At 63.3% G+C, this 21,907-nt stretch carries 6 protein-coding genes; 2 read left to right on the forward strand and 4 right to left on the reverse strand.

Features of this window, described 5'->3' with window-relative positions:
- Positions 1–401: 401 nt before the first annotated feature.
- Together C4K27_RS00700 and C4K27_RS00705 are read right to left on the reverse strand one after the other, a co-directional pair.
- On the reverse strand, positions 402–1,157 hold the full coding sequence (locus C4K27_RS00700) for a thioesterase II family protein (protein WP_053259166.1): 756 nt from the start codon (positions 1,155–1,157) through the stop codon (positions 402–404).
- A 72-nt stretch (positions 1,158–1,229) separates the two neighbouring features.
- Entirely contained in the window at positions 1,230–1,922 is a 693-nt protein-coding gene (locus tag C4K27_RS00705; protein WP_007927320.1) for a GntR family transcriptional regulator, read from the reverse strand.
- A 276-nt stretch (positions 1,923–2,198) separates the two neighbouring features.
- Here C4K27_RS00705 and lapG point away from each other — a divergent pair, with 276 nt between their 5' ends.
- Positions 2,199–2,888, forward strand: coding sequence for a cysteine protease LapG (lapG, locus tag C4K27_RS00710; RefSeq protein WP_007927321.1), 690 nt, complete (start codon positions 2,199–2,201; stop codon positions 2,886–2,888).
- A 14-nt stretch (positions 2,889–2,902) separates the two neighbouring features.
- Positions 2,903–4,849 (forward strand): cyclic di-GMP receptor LapD, encoded by a 1,947-nt coding sequence (gene lapD / locus C4K27_RS00715; RefSeq protein WP_053259167.1) that lies wholly within the window; start codon positions 2,903–2,905, stop codon positions 4,847–4,849.
- Between the two features lie 66 nt (positions 4,850–4,915).
- On the opposite strand, the gene C4K27_RS00720 is transcribed toward lapD, so the two are convergent.
- On the reverse strand, positions 4,916–5,254 hold the full coding sequence (locus C4K27_RS00720; RefSeq protein WP_007927325.1) for a hypothetical protein: 339 nt from the start codon (positions 5,252–5,254) through the stop codon (positions 4,916–4,918).
- A 147-nt stretch (positions 5,255–5,401) separates the two neighbouring features.
- Positions 5,402–21,643, reverse strand: coding sequence for a LapA family giant adhesin (locus C4K27_RS00725; RefSeq protein ID WP_053259168.1), 16,242 nt, complete (start codon positions 21,641–21,643; stop codon positions 5,402–5,404).
- Positions 21,644–21,907 lie beyond the last annotated feature (264 nt).

Raw genomic sequence — 21,907 nt, forward strand, 5'->3', positions numbered from 1 at the left:
TCGGGCAAGTTGTTTTTATAATACTTTTCAAACTTGTATTTTTGTCGTGCGACAAGTTGCTGCAAAACTTCTGGTTGAAGTTTTGTTGAGGTGAAGTTGCCCCTTCCGACTTATATAAGTCAGAATTTTTAACGCTGAGTGAATGCCTCACTCGAAGCAAACTTCGAAGCGCTGAGTTGAAGTCGTTGAATATCTGGGAGAAGGCATGCGGGAGCCGATCCCGGTCATGCCCTCCAGTCGCTGGGCTCCTTGCGTGGGTCTGCAGATCGACGTGTGCGGGCAAGCCTGCGCGCCGCTCACGTCCCTTTTTCAGTCGGCGACAGCAAGAGTGGGCCCAAATCGCCGGCTGAGCCATCGTCGGCGGGCCTGTGAGGGCAGGAGCGGGGGAGGAAGACGGCGGATTATTCGCCGAGCAGGCCCAGGTGGATATTGATGATCTGCAGCAGGCGCTGGCGCTGGGACTTGATGAAGAAGTGATTGCCGGCCACCTCGATCAGCTCGAACTCACGGCGGGTGAACTCGCGCCAGTTGGCCATGTTGCTGGCGGGGGCCAGCGGGTCCTCGCTGCCATAGAAGGCGGTGAGGGGAATGTCGAGGTTGCCGCTCGACAGATCGCGCCAGGACTCGAACAGCTTCAGGTCGGCGCGCAGCAGCGTTTCGTACTGGTTCCGGCTGGCCTGGTCGCGGGGGATTTCGATCGGCGTGGCGCCCAGCGACAGCATGGCTTCCTGGAAGGGCGCCGCGGGCAGCATGTGCAGCAACGGCCGGGGCGATGGGTAGTCGGGGCTGCGGCAGGCGGAAATGAACAGGTGGCGGGTCTGGCCGGGGTAGTGCGCCTGGGCGTGCTTGGCGGTTTCGTAGGCCAGCATCCCGCCCAGGCCATGGCCGAACAGGGCGTGGGGCTTGGCCAGCAGAGGGCGCAGTGCAGGGAAAGTGTCGGCCAGCAGCCGCGGCCAGTCGTCGACCGGGGTTTCGGCCTGGCGGCTGCCGTGGCCGGGCAGTCGCACCAGCACCAGCTCGATGTGTCCGCCCAGCCCGGTGGACCAGTTGCGCAGCTGTTCCGGGTCCGCGCCGGTCTGCGGAAAGCAGATGAGCCGGGTTTTCGCCGGCTCGCCGGAGTTGAGCACCATCAGCCATTTGTCATTGCGCGCGTGCACTGCTTTTCCTTAAGCCGGTGTGCCGGTCATTGAGTGTTGCATCGTGGCTGCGTCATGCCGCCGTTATCGCTGTCAGCCCTCGGCGGTCCGTTCAAGGTAGTCGCGAATGGTCTTCGCGGCCTTTTCCAGATGGCCGCGCAGCACCTCCACCGCTCGCTCGACGTCCTTGGCCTCGGCGGCGTCGGTCATGGCGTTGTGGTCGTCCTGGGTCAACTTGCCCAGGCCCATGGAAGACAGATGGAAGCGCAGGAAGCGTTCTTCCTCGTTCAACTCGAGCTCGATCAGGCGCAGTAGCTTCTGGTTCGGCGCCCGGTGGTACAGCGACATGTGGAACAAGCGGTTGAGACGGCCGATTTCGGCGTGGTCGGTTTCGTTTTCCAGCTGCGCGATGTAGCCACGGGCCTGGGCGATATCCTCGGCGTCGAGCAGCGGGATCGACAGGCGCAGCGCCTCCAGTTCCAGCAGCAGGCGCAGGCCGTAGGTTTCCACCGCGTCATAGCCGATCAGTTCGGCGACCACCGCGCCTTTGTGCGGTACCACATGCAACAGCGATTGCGCTTCGAGCTGGCGCAAGGCCTCGCGCACCGGCATGCGGCTGACGCCGAAGAGGTCGGCCAGATCCTGCTGGCGCAGCGCCGTGCCGCTGGGCAGGCGGCCGTCGAGAATCGCCGCGCGCAGGGTTTCCTCGATCACCGAGCGCGCGAGGTGGGCGGGGATTGGCCCGCTGACTGCGATCTTGCTCAAGGGCCTCGGTTTTTCTGTCACGTTAACGCTATCCTGTTTTCTGAGGTTTGGATCCAATGGACGCTAGATAGCGCCCTGCAGCTTGTCAAACCAGCCGTCTGGGCCCTGTCGTGGATTTTGCCGGCGCTGATTCTCGTGGCAGCCCTCCTGAGGCTCAAGCACTGGCCGATAAACGAACAAGTCCCTGCTTTCAGCTTAGCGTCTCCAGAGGGGCTGTGATTGTAAGGTGCCATTGTCTTTTGGCGGACCAACCTGCACCATCCTTCGACCCACGACAGCTCCCATGGACTCTTCGCATTGGCGGCACGTTTAGCTCTTTCTCGGACCCTGCGCTGGCTGTTTTCGGCGCTGCTGCTGGCCGGCTTGCTGCTGGGTGGCCTGCAGGCCGATTGGGACTTTTCGCAGATCAGCCGCCGCGCCACCGCACTGTACGGGCCGCTGGGCGAAGGGCAGAAGCGCATCGACGCCTGGCAGCAGCTGCTGGCGACCCAGAACCAGGCCAGCGAGATGGAACAGCTCAAGGTGGTCAACCTGTTCTTCAACAAGAACATGCGCTACGTGGAAGACATCGACCTGTGGCATCAGGTGGATTATTGGGAAACCCCGGTCGAGGCCCTGTGGAAGGGCGCCGGCGATTGCGAGGACTATGCGATCGCCAAGTATTTCAGCCTGCGCCACCTCGGTGTTTCCAGTGACAAGCTGCGCATCACCTACGTCAAGGCCCTGCGCCAGAACCGCGCGCACATGGTGTTGACCTACTATTCAAGCCCGGAGGCCATGCCGTTGGTCCTCGACAGCCTGATCGACGCTATCCAGCCGGCCAGCCAGCGTACCGACCTGCTGCCGGTGTACGCCTTCAATGCCGAGGGCCTGTGGCTGCCCGGCAAGGGCAGCAAGAAAGTCGGTGACACCAAGCGCCTGTCCCGGTGGCAGGACGTGTTGAAGAAAATGCAGGCCGAAGGTTTTCCGGTCGAGACGACTCACTAGGAGCACGAGCTCAGATGTCTTTGTTCAAACAACTGTTGATCGCAATCTGTCTGTTCCTGGTGGTCGCCTTCAGCGGCAGCTTCATGGTCAGCCTGGAAAGTTCGCGCACCCAGTACGTCAACCAGCTGCGCTCCCATGCCCAGGACGCGGCCACGGCGCTGGCCTTGTCCCTGACCCCGAACATCGACGACCCGGCGATGGTCGAGCTGCTGGTCAGCTCGATTTTCGACAGCGGCTACTACTCAAGCATCCGCGTGATCAACCAGGTCACCGAAGAGGTCATGGTCGAGCGCAGCGGCACGCCCGAGGTCAGCGACGTACCGGACTGGTTCGTCAAGCTGATCGGCCTGGAGCCGGCCGGCGGCGACGCCCTGGTCAGCCGTGGCTGGCAACAGGCGGCGCGGGTCGAGGTGGTCAGCCATCCGATGTTCGCCGTCGCCAAGCTCTGGCAAAGCGCCCTGGGCAGCCTCGGCTGGCTGCTGCTGTGCGGTGCCGTGAGCGCGGTGCTGGGGGCCTTGCTGCTGCGCCGCCAGCTCAAGCCGCTGGACTACATGGTGCAGCAATCCCACGCCATTGCCCGCCGCGAATTCCTCAGCCTGCCCGAGTTGCCGCGCACGCCGGAACTGCGCCGCGTGGTGCAGGCGATGAACCAGATGGTCGAGAAACTCAAGGCGCTGTTCCAGGAACAGGCCGAGCGCAGCGAAAGGCTGCGGGTCGAGTCCTACCAGGACAACCTGACCGGCCTGGCCAACCGTCGTTACTTCGAGATGCAGCTCAATGCCCGGGTGAGCAACCCGGAACAGGCCAGCTCCGGCTACCTGCTGTTGCTGCGGGTCAAGGACCTGGCCGGCCTGAACCAGCGCCTGGGCGGGCAGCGCACCGACCAACTGCTGCAGGCGGTGGGCGAACAATTGCAGCGTGAGTGCGCGCGGTACCCGGAAACCCACAACCTGGTGACCCGCATCCGCGGTGGCGAATTTGCCGTGCTGGCGCCGGGGCTGGTGCGCGAAGAGGCGCTGCAGCTGGCGCAGAACCTGGAAAACGCCTTGGCCAGCCTGCACGCCACCGGCGCCACCGACGTGGTGTCCGTGGCCTCCATCGGCCTGGCGCCTTTCGTCCATGGCGACTCACCGCAGGCGGTGCTCGGCCTGGGCGACCAGGCCCTGGCCCAGGCCGAAGCCCAGGGCGATACGAGCTGGGCCTGCCTGGACCACGACGCGGCGGCCAGCGTCGGCGACGACCATCACGCCTGGCACACCCTGCTGGACGGGGCCTTGAGCCAGCAGCGGTTCGAGCTGTATTTCCAGCCGGTGGTCGCGACCCGCGATACCGCGCTGGTGCTGCATTACAAGGTGCTGTCGCGCTTGCTCGACGAGCAGGGCCAGACCATTGCCGCCGGGCGCTTCCTGCCGTGGCTGGAGCGCTTTGGCTGGACCTCGCGCCTGGACCTGCTGATGCTCGAACAGGTGCTCAAGCAGATGGCCGGGCATCAGGACTCGCTGGCATTGAACCTGTCGGCCGCGACCCTGGCCGACCCGCAGGCCTTGAACAAGGTGTTCGAGATCCTGCGCCAGCACTCCAGCCTGGGGCCGCGCCTGACCCTGGAGATCGGCGAAGAGCAGTTGCCTGAACAAGCGCTGCTGGAACAATTGACCCGCCGCCTGCGCGAGCTGGGTTTCTCCCTGAGCCTGCAGCGTTTCGGCGGGCGCTTCAGCATGATCGGCAACCTGGCGCGACTGGGCCTGGCCTACCTGAAGATCGACGGCAGCTACATCCGCGACATCGACCAGGAAAGCGACAAGCGCCTGTTTATCGAAGCCATCCAGCGCGCCGCCCACAGCATCGACCTGCCGCTGATCGCCGAGCGCGTGGAAACCGAAGGGGAGTTGCAGGTGATTCGCGAGATGGGCCTGTACGGCGTCCAGGGCCGCCTGGTCGGCGAGCCCGCGCCCTGGCGCTGAGGCGCTGAACGAAGATCGCCAGCCAGCGGCACCCGCGCAGGTGCGGGAACCGCTGGCCGGCGATTATCAGATCAGGCCGGTTTCATCGTCGTTGATCAGGTGGCTCAGGCCACCCAGCGCCTCACGCGCCTGGGTCCGGTCCATCAGCTTGGCCTGGGCCGCCGGTGGCAGGTCGGTGACGCGGATCACGCCCTTGCTGGTCAGCACTTGAATCAAGTCGTCGAGTACCCGGATCATTTCCAGGTCGCTCTGCTTGAGTTGTTTCAGGCTGACTTCCACCACCTCGTTGGCGAACCACTGCTGGATCTCATTGTGGTCGGCCGCCAGTGTTTCCGTGGCCTCGGCGTAAGGTGTGGCCTCCACGCGAACCAGTTGGCCCTGTGCATCGCGTTGCACGTAGAACATGGGGAATCCCTCTAGATATGGTCCGGCATCATGCTGTCAGCAGCATAGGCCAACGGCGCGCTTTGGTCGCGAGTATGCGACGTGGCGGCACAATCGTCACGGTGGGAAGAACCGGCCACCCAGGACGGGTGGCCGGTCGACCGTGGATCAGCTGTTGTTGTGATCGATCTTGATGGTCGGGTCGCTACCGGCGATCAGCGAGTTGATGTTGGTGTTGGACCAGTTGTTGCCCTCCAGCTTGATCGTCACGTCCGCGTTGGCAATGCCGCCGGCCGCGTTGAGCTTGCCTTCGGAACTGACCTGCAGGGTCGAGGTACCGTCCACCGTGGTGATCTTCAGGAAGTTGTCGATGGTGCTGGCGCTCTCGCCCTGCAACAGGTCCCGCAGGTCGATACGGTCGCCTTCGCTGGCCTTGAAGTCCTTGATCACATCATTGCCGGTGTCGCCGGCCTTCCAGACGAAGGTGTCGGCACCCGAGCCGCCGATCAGGATGTCATTGCCCGCGCCACCGATCAGCGTGTCGTTGCCGGTACCGCCCAACAGGATGTCGTTGCCTTTGCCACCGTCGAGCAGGTCGTTGCCGCCCTGGCCGAAGATGATGTCGTTGCCGGCACCGCCCAGCAGCGTGTCATTGCCGTCATGGGCCCCGGACACATCGAAATCGGTGTAGTGCTCGGTGATGTACTGGTGCACGTTGCTGGTGGTGACGCTGCTCGCGGCCACGCCGGTCTTCTGCGCCACGAAGGCCTGCATGGCCTGGTAGCCCTCGCCGGCGATGCCGTTGAAGCTCACCAGGTCGCCGAAGAGGATGTCGTTGCCGTTGCCGCCGCTGACCGTGTCGGCTCCCGGCATGGTCGCTTCGGTATGGCCGAGGATAGCGTCGGCCAGGTTCGACGGGTCGATATTGGTCTGTGGTGTGCTGTCGGTGTCGTACGGCCGCAGGTCGTTGAGGCTGACATCGTTGTTCAGGCCAATCGCTTCCACCTGCGACAGGTTGCTCAGCAGGGTGAAGCTGCTGCTGGAGTTGCTGGTGGTGGCGTTGTTGGTGTAGCTGCCCGCGCCGGCCAGGCTGGACAGCTCATAGGTGCCATCGCCCTGGGCATGCAGGGTGCCAGCGTTGTAACTGGACCAGCTGCCCCAGGCCTGCGTCCATACCGTGACGCTGCCGCTGCTGTTGATATCGATCAGGTGCGTGCTGTCCGGTTGCAGCCGGACGGTATCGCCCAGCTGATAGTTGCTGGTCGTGATCACGTTATCGAGCCTGACGCTGCCGTACAGGATCGGGTTGGTCTGCTCGCCGGACTGGTAGTACGTCGGTTTACCGTCGGTGATGAAGTACGTCAGGTTGGTGGCGTTGGTATTGCTGGTGGCTGCACTGCTCTGGAAGAAGTTGGCCGTGGTCTTGAACACGTCCTCGTAGTTGGTGCCGCCGCCGGACGCCATGCTGTCCAGAATCGCCTTGAGCTGGGTCAGGGCGTTCGGATCGTTGAGGTTTACCGAAACCTGCTTGTTGACCTGGGTATCGAAGTCCGCCAGGAAGATGTTCACGGTGCCTGAGGTGCTGCTGCCCAGGCTGTTCTTCAGGGTATTGAACACCGTAGTCAGCGAGTTCTTGGCGGCGGTGAGCGAGGCGTCGCTCATGCTGCCGGAGCTGTCGACCATGAACGCGATGTTGTAGTTCTTGCCTTGCACCACGTTCAGGCCGGCGACGTCGGCGACCATGATGTCGTTGCCCTCGGTGCCGACGAAGTTGTCGTCGCCCGCTGTGGCGACGCTGGCGCTGTAGGTCGCCGGGTACACCGTGACCGGGATCTGCGCGGTGCTGCTGGCCGAGCCGCCCAGGGACTCGGTGGAAGTCGAGGTCACGGTCAGGTTGAACGAGCCGTTGTAGTGCGACGGTGGGGTGATCGTCAGCGTACCCAGGTTCCAGCCGGTGACATTGACTTCGCTGACGCTGCCGCCCGCGGTGAAGGTATGACCGGCGCCATCGCTGAGCACCGAACCGGCCGGAATGCCGCCGATCTTCACGCTCAGGCTTTCCGAGCCGTCGGTATCGGTCAGGGCGGTGGTGATCTTCGACAGCTTGACGCTGCCACCTTCGGCACCCTCGTTGAGCTTGTAGCCGTCGTAGTAGCCCTCGCCGTTGCTGCCGTGCAGCTCGGAAAGGGTGACGCCGGCATTGTTCAGCGCGGTTTCGCTCGGGTACATCGGGATGTTGGCGTTGCTCAGGTCGACCGGTGTGCTGCCATTGACCGACAGGTTGACGTCATAGCTGCCCGGGCCGCTCTGGTTGGCGTGGTAGATGTCCAGGGTGTAGTAGCCGCTGGTGGTCGGGGTGAACGAACCGCTGATGCTGCCACCGGCCCCCCAGGTCGCGGTGGCCACGTTCTTGCCACCGATGGTGATCAGCAGGCTGTCGTCGCCGACACCGCTGAAGCTGTAGGTCTTGCCGGCTTCGAGGTAGATCAGGCCGGAGGTCTTCGAGCCGCTGCCGCCGGCCACGCTGGCGTCGGACTGGGCGTTGGTCACCGTCGTGCTGCTGGTCGGGTTGCCGGAGTTGTTGAACACGGTTTTCAGCGCATCGCCGGTGATGCCGCTGCCGTTGGTGCCCAGGCCGCTGAGGCTGGTCCAGGACTCCTTGAGCAGGCCGATGGAGTTCACGCTGTTGCTCGCCACGCCCAGGGTCGGCGCATCGGCCACCGGGGTGATGTCGATCTTCACGGTGCCGGTGGTACCCAGGGCCTGGCCGTCGGTTGGCTGGAACTTGATCTGCGCGTAGTCGGCCTGCTGGTTGCCCACGCCACTGCCGTTGTAGCCGTCGACACCCGACTCGTTGGCATCCGGGGTGAAGCGCAGCTTGCCGGCGTCGATATCGGCCTTGCTGAAGGTCTGGTTGCTGGCCACGTCCTTCCAGGTCGAGCCGTCGAGGTATTGCAGCTTGCCGTCGCCTGGCAGCTGGGTGATTTTCACCCCGAGGCTGGCCACAGGGCTGTCCACGTCGCTGACGCCGAAGGTGGCCCAGGTCAGGGTCAGGGCGGTGTCTTCGGTGCCGGTCACGGCGCCGCCGGTGGCCACTGGCGCGTCGTTCACCGCCACCACGTTGACCGTGGTGGTGGCGACGTTGGAGTAGTTGCTGCCATCGGTCACCGTCACGGTGATGGTCCGCGGCGTGGTGCTCGGGTCCTCACTGTTGTTGGTGAAGGTGATGTTCTTGATCTGCTGCATGTAGTCGGCCAGCGTCGCATTGCCGGACAGGGTCAGGGTGATGGTGCCCGCCTGGCTGTTGGCATTGATGGTGATGCCGTTGACGCTGTTGCCCAGGTTCAGCTCATCGCCCGGCTGACGGTTGGTCAGCACGATGGTGGCGCCGGTCAGCATCGTGCTGTCCGGGTCGGTGATCGACAGGTCGGTATCGCCAATGGACACGCCTGGGCCGCTGGTGCCTTCGGTGAAGGTCACCTTGTAGTCGGCCCCGGTGGCGCCGCTGGAGTTGTTGGCATCCAGGTCGAGGACCGGTGGCGCATCGTTGTCGATGATCGAAGTGGTGACGCTGCCATTGGTGTCGCTGACCACCAGGTTCTCGAAGTTGCCGCCGCTGGCCGAGTCGATCTTGACCACGAAGTTTTCCGTGCCCTCGGTGATCTTGTCGTCGATGGTGGCGACGTTGAAGCTGGCGCTGCTGGAGCCCGCCGGGATCTTCACGGTGTACACGCCGGTGAAGTCCGAGCCGTCGGCGGCGGTGCCGCTGTAGCTGATCTTCAGGGTGACCTCGGTTTGCGCCGGGCTGGTCAGGCTGACGGTGTAGGTCGCGGCCTGGCCTTCGGTGACCGAGGTGCTGCCGTTGATGCTCACAGTTGTGGTGTTGATGGTGTCGGTGACGCTGGTCACGGCCGGCGTGGTGCTTGGCACCAGGTTCTCGAAGTTGCCGCCGGTGGTGCTGGCGATACTGGCGCTGACGTTGCCGGCGTCGATGTACACATCGTCGCTCGGCGCGGCCACGGTCACGCTGCCGGTGGTGGCGCCGGCGGCGATGTTGATCACCGCGCCGTTGCTCAGGGTCACGGTCATGGCCGTGCCGGTGGCGTTGGTCAGGGTCGCGGTGTAGACGATCGAACCGCCTTCGGCCACGGTGCTGGTGGCGCTGAGCGACAGGTTGGTGGTGTCCGGAGTGTCGGTCACGGTGGTGCTGACCGGCGTCTTGTCGGCCACCAGGTTCTCGAAGTTGCCGCCGCTGACGGTGCTGATCGAGTTGCTCAGTGGCGTGTGGCCAACCAGGACATCGTTAGGCGCGGTGATGCTCACCGACCCGGTGGTCTGGCCGACCGCGATGGTGATCTTCTCGCCATTGGCCAGGGTCACCACGACCGGGCTGCCGGTGACCGGCGAGGTCACGGTGGCGGTGTAGGTCACGGCGCCGCCTTCGACCGCCGACGGCGTCGCCTTCAGGCTGACGGTCGAGGTGTCGATGGTGTCGGTGACGTTGGTCACAGCCGGTACAGTGCTGGGTACCAGATTCTCGAAGTTGCCGCCGGTGGCGGTCTGGATGGTGGCTTGCACGGTGCCGGCGTCCTTGTAGACGTCGTCACTCGGCGCGGCCACGGTCACGCTGCCGGTGGTGGCGCCGGCGGCGATGTTGATCACCGCGCCGTTGCTCAGGGTTACGGTCATGGCCGTGCCGGCGGCGTTGGTCAGGGTCGCGGTGTAGACGATCGAGCCACCCTCGGCCACGGTGTTGGTGGCGCTGAGGGTCAGGGACGTGGTGTCCGGCGTATCGGTGACTGTGGTGTTGGCCGGATTGCTGTCGACCGCCAGTTTTTCGTAGTTGCCGCCGGTGGCGTTGGTGATGGTGGTGCTCAGGGAGCTGCCACCCGCCAAGGCATCGTTAGGCGCCACGAAATTTACGGTACCGCTGCTGGCGCCGACCGGAATGGTGATGGTCTGGCCATTGGACAGAGTGACCACGACCGGCGAACCGGTTACTGGAGCGGTAACCGACGCGGTGTAAACCACGGTGCCGCCTTCGGCCACATTCGAAGTCGCGGTGAGACTGACGGTCGAGGTATCGATGGTGTCGGTGACGTTGGTGACCGCAGGCGTAGTGCTCGGTACCAGGTTCTCGAAGTTGCCACCGGTGGCGGTCTGGATCGTGGCTTGCACAGTGCCTGCGTCTTTGTAGACGTCATCGGTTGGAGCGGCCACGGTCACGGTGCCAGTGGTGGCGCCGGCGGCGATGTTGATCACCGCGCCGTTGCTCAGGGTCACGGTCACCGGAGTGCCGGCGGCGTTGGTCAGGGTGGCGGTGTAGACGATCGAGCCACCCTCGGCCACGGTGCTGGTGGCGCTGAGGGTCAGGGACGTGGTGTCCGGCGTATCGGTGACCGTGGTGTTGGCCGGATTGCTGTCGACCGCCAGTTTTTCGTAGTTGCCGCCCGTTGCGCCAGTGATGGCGGTGCTCAGGGAACTGCCGCCGACCAGTGCGTCGTTTGGCGCAGTGAAGTTCACGGTGCCGGACGACTCACCCACCGGGATGGTGATGGTCTGGCCGTTCGACAGGGTTACCACGACCGGCGAACCCGTCACTGGAGCGGTGACCGATGTGGTGTAGACCACGACGCCACCTTCGGCCACGGACGGCGTGGCCGTCAGCGAAACGGTGCTGGTGTCGATGGTGTCGGTCACATTGGTGACCGCAGGCGTGGTGTTTGGTACCAGGTTTTCGAAATTGCCACCGGTGGCGGTCTGGATGGTGGCTTGCACGGTGCCGGCGTCTTTGTAGACGTCATCGGCTGGAGCGGCCACGGTCACGGAACCCGTAGTTGCACCGGCGGCAATAGTAATCACTGCACCGTTCGACAAAGTCACGGTTACAGGCGTGCCCGCGGCATTGGTCAGGGTAGCGGTGTAAACGATCGATCCACCTTCAGCGACGGTGTCGGTCGCTGTCAGGCTGAGGGTAGTGGTATCCGGAGTATCGGTAACCGAGGTGTCCGCTGGCTTGCTATCAACATCCAGCTTCTCGTAGTTGCCGCCGGTAGCGTCGGTGATGGTGGTGCTCAGGGAGCTACCGCCCGCCAGGGCATCGTTTGGCGCGGTGAAGTTCACGGTGCCGGACGACTCACCCACCGGGATGGTGATGGTCTGGCCGTTGGACAGGGTCACTACAACCGGCGAACCGGTTACTGGAGCGGTCACGGACGCGGTGTAAACCACGGTGCCGCCTTCGGCCACAGATGGAGTGGCTGTCAGCGAAACAGTGCTGGTATCGATGGTGTCAGTGACATCGGTGACCGCTGGGATGGTGCTCGGAACCAGGTTCTCGAAGTTGCCGCCTGCAGCATCGTTGATGCTGACTTCGACTTTGCCGGCATCCTTGTACACATCATCAGCTGGAGCGGCCACGGTCACGGTGCCGGTGGTGGCGCCGGCGGCGATGGTGATTACCGCGCCATTGCTCAGAGTCACGGTCACAGGCGTGCCCGCGGCGTTGGTCAGGGTGGCGGTGTAAACGATCGATCCGCCTTCTGCCACGGTATCGGTCGCAGTCAGGCTGAGGGTAGTGGTATCCGGCGTATCGGTAACCGATGTGTCGGCAGGCTTGCTGTCGACATCGAGTTTTTCGTAGTTGCCGCCGGTGGCGCCAGTGATGGTGGTGCTCAGGGAGCTGCCACCCGCCAAGGCATCGTTTGGTGCGGTGAAGTTCACGGTGCCGGACGACTCACCCACCGGGATGGTGATGGTCTGACCGTTGGACAGAGTGACAACGACTGGCGAACCAGTCACTGGGGCTGTCACGGACGCGGTGTAAACCACGGTGCCGCCTTCTGCCACGGACGGCGTCGCGGTCAGCGAAACGGTGCTGGTGTCGATAGTGTCAGTGACATCAGTCACAGCCGGAGTGGTGCTTGGAACGAGATTCTCGAAATTACCGCCAGCGGTCTCTTTGATGCTGACTTCGACTTTGCCGGCATCTTTGTAAACGTCATCTGCGGGGGCTGCGACGGTCACGGAACCAGTAGTGGCACCTGCTGCGATAGTAATCACGGCGCCGTTGCTCAAGGTCACGGTCACTGGAGTGCCCGCGGCATTGGTCAGGGTAGCGGTGTAAACGATCGAACCGCCCTCGGCCACGGTTTCGGTGGCGCTCAAGGTCAGGTTGGTGGTGTCCGGGGTATCGGTCACCGAGGTGTCAGCAGGTTTGCTGTCGACATCGAGCTTCTCGTAGTTGCCACCCGTTGCAGCGGTGATCGTGGTGCTCAGGGAGCTACCACCCACCAAGGCATCATTCGGGGCTGTGAAATTCACAGTACCGGAGGACTCGCCCACTGGGATGGTGATGGTCTGGCCGTTCGACAGAGTGACGACTACCGGCGAACCGGTCACTGGAGCAGTGACGGACGCGGTGTAAACCACGGTACCGCCTTCAGCCACAGACGGAGTAGCGGTCAGCGACACAGTCGAAGTGTCGATGGTGTCGGTCACGTTGGTGACGGCTGGAGTCGTGCTCGGCACCAGATTCTCGAAGTTGCCGCCAGTAGCAGTTTTGATTGTGGCTTCTACGGTACTGGCATCTTTGTAGACGTCGTCGGCAGGAGCCGCCACGGTTACGGTGCCCGTGGTGGCGCCGGCGGCGATAGTGATGACCGCGCCGTTCGACAGAGTCACGGTGACCGGAGTCCCGGCTGCGTTGGTCAGAGTGGCGGTGTAAACAATCGAACCACCCTCAGCCACAGTATCGGTCGCGCTGAGGGTCAGGCTGGTGGTGTCCGGGGTATCGGTGACCGAGGTGTCGGCAGGTTTGCTGTCGACGTCGAGCTTCTCGTAGTTGCCGCCAGTCGCACCGGTAATGGTGGTGCTCAGGGAGCTACCACCCACCAAGGCATCATTCGGGGCTGTGAAGTTTACGGTGCCGGAGGATTCACCTACAGGGATGGTGATGGTCTGACCGTTGGACAGAGTGACGACTACCGGGGAGCCGGTTACTGGAGCGGTGACCGACGCGGTGTAAACCACGGTGCCACCCTCGGCGACGCTAGGAGTGGCGGTCAGGCTGACGGTCGAGGTGTCGATGGTATCGGTCACATCGGTGACGGCAGGCGTGGTGCTTGGCACCAGGTTTTCAAAGTTGCCGCCGGTAGCGTCCTTGATGGTCGCTTCGACCTTGCCGGCGTCCTTGTATACATCGTCAGCAGGCGCTGCGACGGTGACGGAGCCAGTGGTAGCGCCTGCTGCGATGGTAATCACTGCACCGTTCGACAACGTTACGGTTACAGGCGTGCCGGCCGCATTGGTCAGGGTGGCGGTGTAAACGATCGAGCCGCCCTCGGCGACAGTGTCAGTCGCCGTCAGGCTCAGAGTAGTAGTGTCCGGGGTGTCGGTAACCGAGGTTTCGGCCGGTTTGCTGTCGACGTCCAGCTTCTCGTAATTACCGCCGGTAGCTTCCTTGATGGTGGTGCTCAGAGAGCTGCCGCCCGCCAGTGCGTCGTTAGGCGCGACGAAATTCACGGTACCACTGCTGGCGCCGACTGGGATGGTAATGGTCTGGCCGTTGGACAGGGTCACCACAACTGGCGAGCCAGTCACTGGCGCAGTCACGGACGCGGTGTAAACGACAACACCACCTTCAGCAACACTAGGCGTCGCGGTTAGGCTGACGGTCGAAGTGTCGATGGTGTCGGTGACGTTGGTCACCGCCGGTGCAGTGTTTGGTACCAGGTTCTCGAAGTTGCCGCCGGTGGCGGTCTGGATGGTGGCTTGCACGGTGCCGGCGTCTTTGTAGACGTCGTCGGCAGGAGCCGCCACGGTTACGATGCCCGTGGTGGCGCCGGCGGCGATAGTGATGACCGCGCCGTTCGACAGAGTCACGGTGACCGGAGTCCCGGCTGCGTTGGTCAGGGTTGCGGTGTAAACGATCGAACCACCCTCAGCGACAGTATCGGTCGCGCTGAGGGTCAGGCTGGTGGTGTCCGGGGTATCGGTAACAGAGGTGTCAGCAGGCTTGCTGTCGACATCGAGTTTTTCGTAGTTGCCGCCAGTTGCACCGGTAATGGTGGTGCTCAGAGAACTGCCACCCGCCAATGCATCGTTCGGTGCGGTGAAGTTCACGGTGCCGGAGGATTCACCTACCGGAATGGTGATGGTCTGGCCGTTGGACAGAGTTACCACAACTGGCGAGCCAGTAACCGGCGCAGTCACGGAGGCGGTGTAAACGACAACGCCACCTTCAGCCACGGACGGAGTGGCCGTCAGCGAAACGGTACTGGTGTCGATGGTATCGGTGACATCAGTCACAGCCGGAATGGTGCTCGGAACGAGGTTCTCGAAGTTGCCGCCTGCAGCATCCTTGATGCTGACTTCGACTTTGCCGGCGTCCTTGTACACATCGTCAGCTGGCGCCGCGACGGTCACGGAACCCGCAGTTGCACCGGCTGCGATGGTGATGATCGCACCGTTCGACAGGGTCACGGTTACCGGAGTGCCAGCGGCATTGGTCAGGGTCGCGGTGTAAACGATCGAACCGCCTTCGGCGACAGTGTCAGTCGCTGTCAGGCTCAGAGTGGTGGTGTCCGGTGTATCGGTCACCGAGGTGTCGGCAGGCTTGCTGTCGACATCGAGTTTTTCGTAGTTGCCGCCGGTGGCACCGGTGATGGTGGTGCTCAGGGAGCTACCGCCCGCCAGGGCGTCGTTTGGTGCGGTGAAGTTCACGGTGCCCGATGACTCGCCGACCGGGATGGTGATGGTCTGGCCGTTGGACAGAGTTACCACAACTGGCGAGCCAGTAACCGGCGCAGTCACGGAGGCGGTGTAAACCACAACACCACCTTCAGCCACAGACGGAGTAGCGGTCAGCGAAACAGTCGAAGTGTCAATGGTATCGGTGACATCAGTAACAGCTGGTGTGGTGCTCGGCACCAGGTTTTCAAAGTTGCCGCCGGTAGCGTCCTTGATGGTCGCTTCGACCTTGCCGGCGTCCTTGTATACATCGTCAGCAGGCGCTGCGACGGTGACGGAGCCCGTGGTTGCGCCGGCGGCGATGGTAATCACCGCGCCGTTGCTCAAGGTCACGGTTACCGGAGTACCGGCCGCGTTGGTGAGGGTCGCGGTGTAAACAATTGACCCACCCTCGGCGACGGTATCGGTCGCAGTCAGGCTGAGGGTAGTGGTATCCGGAGTATCGGTAACCGAGGTCTCGGCAGGCTTACCGTCGACGTCCAGCTTCTCGTAGTTGCCCCCGGTGGCACCGGTGATGGTGGTGCTCAGGGAGCTACCGCCGGCCAGGGCGTCGTTTGGCGCGGTGAAGTTCACGGTAGCGGACGATTCACCCACCGGAATGGTGATGGTCTGGCCGTTGGACAGAGTGACAACGACAGGCGAACCAGTGACCGGAGCCGTTACGGAAGCGGTGTAAACGACAACTCCACCTTCAGCAACGCTAGGAGTCGCGGTCAGGCTGACGGTCGACGTATCGATGGTGTCGGTGACGTCAGTCACAGCCGGAGTAGTGCTTGGCACCAGGTTCTCGAAATTACCGCCAGCGGCGTCCTTGATGGTGACTTCAACCTTGCCAGCGTCTTTATAGACGTCATCGGCTGGGGCAGCCACGGTCACGGAGCCTGTGGTTGCACCCGCGGCGATGGTAATCACCGCGCCGTTCGACAATGTCACGGTTACCGGTGTGCCCGCGGCATTGGTCAGAGTGGCGGTGTAAACAATCGAACCACCCTCGGCCACGGTATCTGTGGCGCTGAGGGTCAGGTTGGTGGTGTCCGGGGTATCAGTAACCGATGTCTCGGCAGGCTTGCTATCAACATCCAGTTTTTCGTAGTTGCCGCCAGTCGCACCGGTGATGGTGGTGCTCAAGGAGTTGCCGCCCGCCAGGGCATCGTTTGGCGCCGTGAAGTTCACGGTGCCGGAAGACTCACCCACTGGAATAGTGATGGTTTGTCCGTTGGACAAGGTCACGACTACAGGCGAGCCAGTCACTGGAGCGGTGACCGACGCGGTGTAGATCACGGTTTCGCCTTCGGCGACGGTCGCGGTTGCGGTCAGGCTGACGGTCGAGGTGTCGATGGTATCGGTCACATCGGTGACGGCAGGCGTGGTGCTTGGCACCAGGTTTTCAAAGTTGCCGCCGGTAGCGTCCTTGATGGTCGCTTCGACCTTGCCGGCGTCCTTGTAGACGTCATCGGCCGGTGCGGCCACGGTCACGGAGCCCGTGTTTGAGCCGGCGGCGATGGTGATCACCGCGCCGTTGCTCAAGGTCACGGTTACAGGTGTGCCCGCAGCGTTGGTGAGGGTCGCGGTGTAAACAATGGACCCACCCTCGGCGACGGTATCGGTCGCAGTCAGGCTGAGGGTAGTGGTATCCGGAGTATCGGTAACCGAGGTCTCGGCAGGCTTACCGTCGACGTCCAGCTTCTCGTAGTTGCCACCGGTGGCACCGGTGATGGTAGTGCTCAGGGAGCTACCGCCCGCCAGGGCGTCGTTTGGTGCGGTGAAGTTCACGGTGCCCGACGATTCGCCGACCGGAATGGTGATGGTCTGGCCATTCGACAGGGTTACCACTACCGGCGAACCGGTCACTGGGGCGGTCACGGACGCGGTGTAAACCACGGTGCTGCCTTCTGCCACGGACGGAGTAGCAGTCAGCGAAACGGTACTGGTGTCGATGGTATCGGTGACATCAGTCACAGCTGGGGTAGTGCTTGGTACCAGGTTTTCGAAGTTACCGCCTGCAGCATCCTTGATGCTGACTTCGACTTTACCGGCATCTTTGTAGACGTCATCGGCTGGAGCCGCGACGGTCACAGAGCCCGTGGTCGCACCGGCTGCGATGGTGATGATCGCACCGTTCGACAGGGTCACGGTTACCGGAGTGCCAGCGGCATTGGCCAGGGTCGCGGTGTAAACGATCGAACCACCCTCGGCCACGGTGTCGGTGGCGCTGAGGGTCAGAGTGGTGGTGTCCGGTGTATCGGTCACCGATGTGTCGGCAGGCTTGCTGTCGACATCGAGTTTTTCGTAGTTGCCACCGGTAGCACCGGTAATGGTGGTGCTCAGAGAGCTGCCACCCGCCAGGGCATCGTTCGGTGCGGTGAAGTTCACAGTGCCGGAGGATTCACCTACAGGGATGGTGATGGTCTGACCGTTGGACAGAGTGACGACTACAGGCGAGCCAGTAACCGGCGCGGTTACGGAGGCGGTGTAAACCACAACACCACCTTCGGCAACGCTAGGCGTAGCAGTCAGGCTGACGGTCGAGGTGTCGATGGTGTCGGTCACGTCGGTAACGGCTGGCGTGGTGCTCGGCACCAGGTTCTCGAAGTTGCCGCCAGCGGTCTCTTTGATGCTGACTTCAACCTTACCAGCGTCTTTGTAGACGTCATCGGCTGGAGCCGCGACGGTCACGGAACCCGCAGTTGCGCCGGCGGCGATGGTGATCACCGCGCCATTGCTCAGGGTCACGGTTACCGGCGTGCCGGCGGCATTGGTCAGGGTCGCGGTGTAAACGATCGAACCACCCTCGGCCACGGTGTCGGTGGCGCTGAGGGTCAGGTTGGTAGTGTCCGGGGTATCGGTAACCGAGGTGTCGGCAGGCTTGCTATCAACATCCAGCTTCTCGTAGTTGCCGCCGGTAGCGCCGGTGATGGTGGTGCTCAGGGAGCTGCCGCCAGCCAGGGCATCGTTTGGTGCCGTGAAGTTCACGGTACCGGATGACTCGCCCACCGGAATGGTGATGGTTTGTCCGTTGGACAGGGTCACCACAACCGGCGAACCGGTCACTGGGGCGGTCACGGACGCGGTGTAAACCACGGTGCCGCCTTCGGCCACGGACGGAGTAGCGGTCAGCGAAACAGTGCTGGTGTCGATGGTGTCAGTGACATCGGTGACCGCTGGGGTAGTGCTCGGAATCAGGTTCTCGAAGTTGCCGCCCGTAGCATCCTTGATGCTGACTTCAACCTTGCCAGCGTCTTTGTAGACGTCATCGGCAGGGGCGGCGACGGTGACGGAGCCGGTGGTTGCGCCGGCGGCGATGGTGATCACCGCGCCGTTGCTCAAGGTGACCGTCACAGGCGTGCCGGCCGCATTGGTCAGGGTCGCGGTGTAAACGATCGAACCGCCTTCGGCCACGGTTTCGGTGGCGCTCAAGGTCAGGCTGGTGGTGTCTGGCGTATCAGTAACCGATGTCTCGGCAGGCTTGCCGTCAACGTCCAGCTTCTCGTAGTTACCGCCCGTTGCTCCGGTGATGGTCGCGCTCAGGGAGCTGCCGCCGGCCAGGGCATCGTTCGGTGCCGTGATATTGACGGTACCGGAGGATTCACCCACCGGAATGGTGATGGTCTGGCCGTTGGACAGGGTGACCACGACTGGTGAACCGGTCACCGGCGCGGTCACGGAGGCGGTGTAAACCACGGTGCCGCCTTCGGCTACAGACGGCGTCGCGGTCAGGCTGACGGTCGACGTATCGATGGTGTCAGTGACATCAGTCACGGCCGGGGTAGTGCTTGGTACCAGGTTCTCGAAGTTGCCGCCTGCAGCATCTTTGATGCTGACTTCGACTTTGCCGGCATCCTTGTACACATCGTCAGCCGGGGCTGCGACGGTCACAGAGCCGGTGGTCGCACCGGCAGCGATAGTGATCACCGCACCGTTGCTCAAGGTCACGGTCACAGGCGTGCCGGCCGCGTTGGTCAGAGTGGCGGTGTAAACAATCGAACCACCCTCGGCCACGGTATCTGTGGCGCTGAGGGTCAGGTTGGTGGTGTCCGGGGTATCGGTAACCGAGGTCTCGGCAGGCTTGCCGTCAACGTCCAGCTTCTCGTAGTTACCGCCCGTTGCACCGGTGATGGTCGCGCTCAGGGAGCTGCCGCCGGCCAGGGCATCGTTCGGTGCCGTGATATTGACGGTACCGGAGGATTCACCCACTGGAATGGTGATGGTCTGGCCGTTGGACAGGGTCACCACGACTGGCGAACCAGTCACTGGAGCGGTCACGGAGGCGGTGTAAACCACGGTGCCGCCTTCAGCCACGGACGGCGTCGCGGTCAGCGAAACAGTCGAGGTGTCGATGGTATCGGTGATGTCCGTCACCGCCGGGGTGGTGCTCGGCACCAGGTTTTCGAAGTTGCCGCCAGTGGCGTCCTGGATGGTGGCTTCGACCTTGCCGGCGTCCTTGTAGACGTCGTCGGCGGGCGCGGCAACGCTCACCGAACCGGTGGTCGCGCCAGCGGCAATGGTGATCACTGCGCCGTTGCTCAGGGTCACGGTGACCGGCGTGCCGGCCGGGTTGGTCAGGGTGGCGGTGTAGACGATCGAGCCGCCTTCGGCGACCGAACCACTGGCCGACAGGCTCAGGCCGGTGTCGTCCACGGAGTCGGTGATGGTGGTTTGCGCCGGCGTGGTGTCGGGCGTCAGTTGTTCGAAGTTGCCACCGGTGGCGCCGGTAATGCTGGTGCTGACCGTGCTGCCGTTGTTGTAGACGTCATTGGCGGGGGTATCGACCACGACGGTGCCGACGGTCTGGCCGGCGTCGATGGTGATGGTCGAGCCATTGGACAGGGTCACGGTGACCGGGGTCTGGGCCGGGTTGGTCAGGGTCGCGGTGTAGGTGATCTGGCCGCCTTCCACAACGCTGCCGGTAGCGGTCAGGCTCAGGCCGGTGTTGTCCACCGAATCGGTCACGGTGGTTTGTGCCGGCGTGGTGCTCGGCACCAGGTTCTCGAAGTTGCCGCCGGTGGCCCCGGTAATGCTGGTGCTGACCGTACTGCCGTTGTTGTAGACGTCGTTGGCCGGGGTATCGACCACCACGGTGCCGGTGGTTTTACCGGAGTCGATGGTGATGGTCGAACCGTTGGACAGGGTCACGGTGACCGGTGTCTGCGCCGGGTTGGTCAGGGTCGCGGTGTAGGTGATCTGGCCACCCTCCACCACGCTGCCGGTGGCCGACAGGGTCAGGCCGGTGGCATCCGGCGAGTCGGTGATGGTGGTCACCGCCGGCGTGGTGCTTGGCACCAGGTTCTCGAAGTTGCCGCCAGTGGTGCCGGTAATGCTGGTGCTGACCGTGCTGCCGTTGTTGTAGACGTCGTTGGCCGGGGTATCGACCACCACGGTGCCGACGGTCCGGCCGGCTTCGATGGTGATGATCGAGCCGTTGGACAGGGTCACGGTGACCGGCGTCTGGGCCGGGTTGGTCAGGGTTGCGGTGTAGGTGATTTGGCCGCCTTCGACGACGGTGCCGTTGGCGGTCAGGGTCAGGCCGGTAGTGTCCGGCGAGTCGGTGATGGTAGTCACCGCCGGCGTCGGGTTCGGCACCAGGTTCTCGAAGTTGCCGCCGGTGGCCCCGGTAATGCTGGTGCTGACGGTGCTGCCATTGTTGTAGACGTCGTTCGGCGGGGTGTCGACCACCACGGTGCCGACGGTCTGGCCGGCGTCGATGGTGATGGTCGAGCCATTGGACAGGGTCACGGTGACCGGGGTCTGGGCCGGGTTGGTCAGGGTCGCGGTGTAGGTGATCTGGCCACCCTCGGTCACGCTGGAGCCCGCGGTCAGGGTCACGGTGGTGGTGTCCACGGTGTCCGTGACCTGGGTGACGGCTGGCGTCGGGTCGACGGTCACGACCAGGCCACCGCCGCCGGTGATGCCAGTGACGCCCACGCTGATCTCTTTCGGGTCGTTGTAGACGGTGTCGTTCGGTGCCAGCGGCACATTGACGGTGCCGGTCAGTTGCCCGGCCGGAATCACGATCACCGAACCGTTGGACAGGGTGATGGTCAGGCCGGTCAGCGGCGCCTGGGTCAGCGTGGCGGTGTACACCAGTACGCCGCCGGCTTCGGTAATGGTCGGGGTTGCGCTCAGGCTCAGGGTTGAGTCGCGCAGGATCTCGGTGGTAGTGCTGTTGTCATTGGTAGTCAGCGCACCGGTGGTGTCTTGCGCCGCGGTGCCCGCCGCGCCGAGGCCCACGGTCGGGAAGCCGATGGTCGGGTCGACCCGGCCTGCCGTGGCGTCGAGCATCACGAAGCTGTGGCCGCCGCCCGCAGCGCCGCCGGTACCCGCGGCGGTCGGGCCGGCCGCGGTGGCTTCCAGCTCGGTAGTCGGGTCCGCACCGGCGACGATTGCCTGCTGCAGCTCAGCGACTGACGGCGCAGCTTGCTCGGCGGCTTCGGCCAGGTCGGTGCTGGAGTCCGGAGCACTGCCGCTCCATTGCGTTTCGCGACCCAGGTCCAGGGTCCGGCCATCGGCCAGTTCCAGGCTGACGGCGCCCGCCAGGCCGGTATCGACCTGGTCGCCTACATACAGGCGATCACCCTCAACGAGTACGCGGCGAACCCCTTCGGGGGATACGACGAAAACTTGGCCAACAATGCTTTTGACGGTAGCAACAACACTGCTCATTGAGGATTCTCCGGGGGGTACCGTTCAGTAGACTTCCATGTTCCTGACGGGCATACGCCGACGCAGTCTGGACGTTCTTCAGAGTGTAGAAACACGTGATTTTGACGCGAACACTTGTCAATAATTTGGCTATATTTTTTTGCTATTAACCATATGCCAAACTATTGACCTTCTGAGTGTCATCCTAAACAATCGTCAAGGTAATGTCACATTGATATTCATGCGGCGACCTGTCTAAAAGTGTGTGACCCAGTTCATGGTTTG

The organism is Pseudomonas chlororaphis subsp. chlororaphis (assembly GCF_003945765.1).
GTDB classification, from domain to species: domain Bacteria; phylum Pseudomonadota; class Gammaproteobacteria; order Pseudomonadales; family Pseudomonadaceae; genus Aquipseudomonas; species Aquipseudomonas chlororaphis.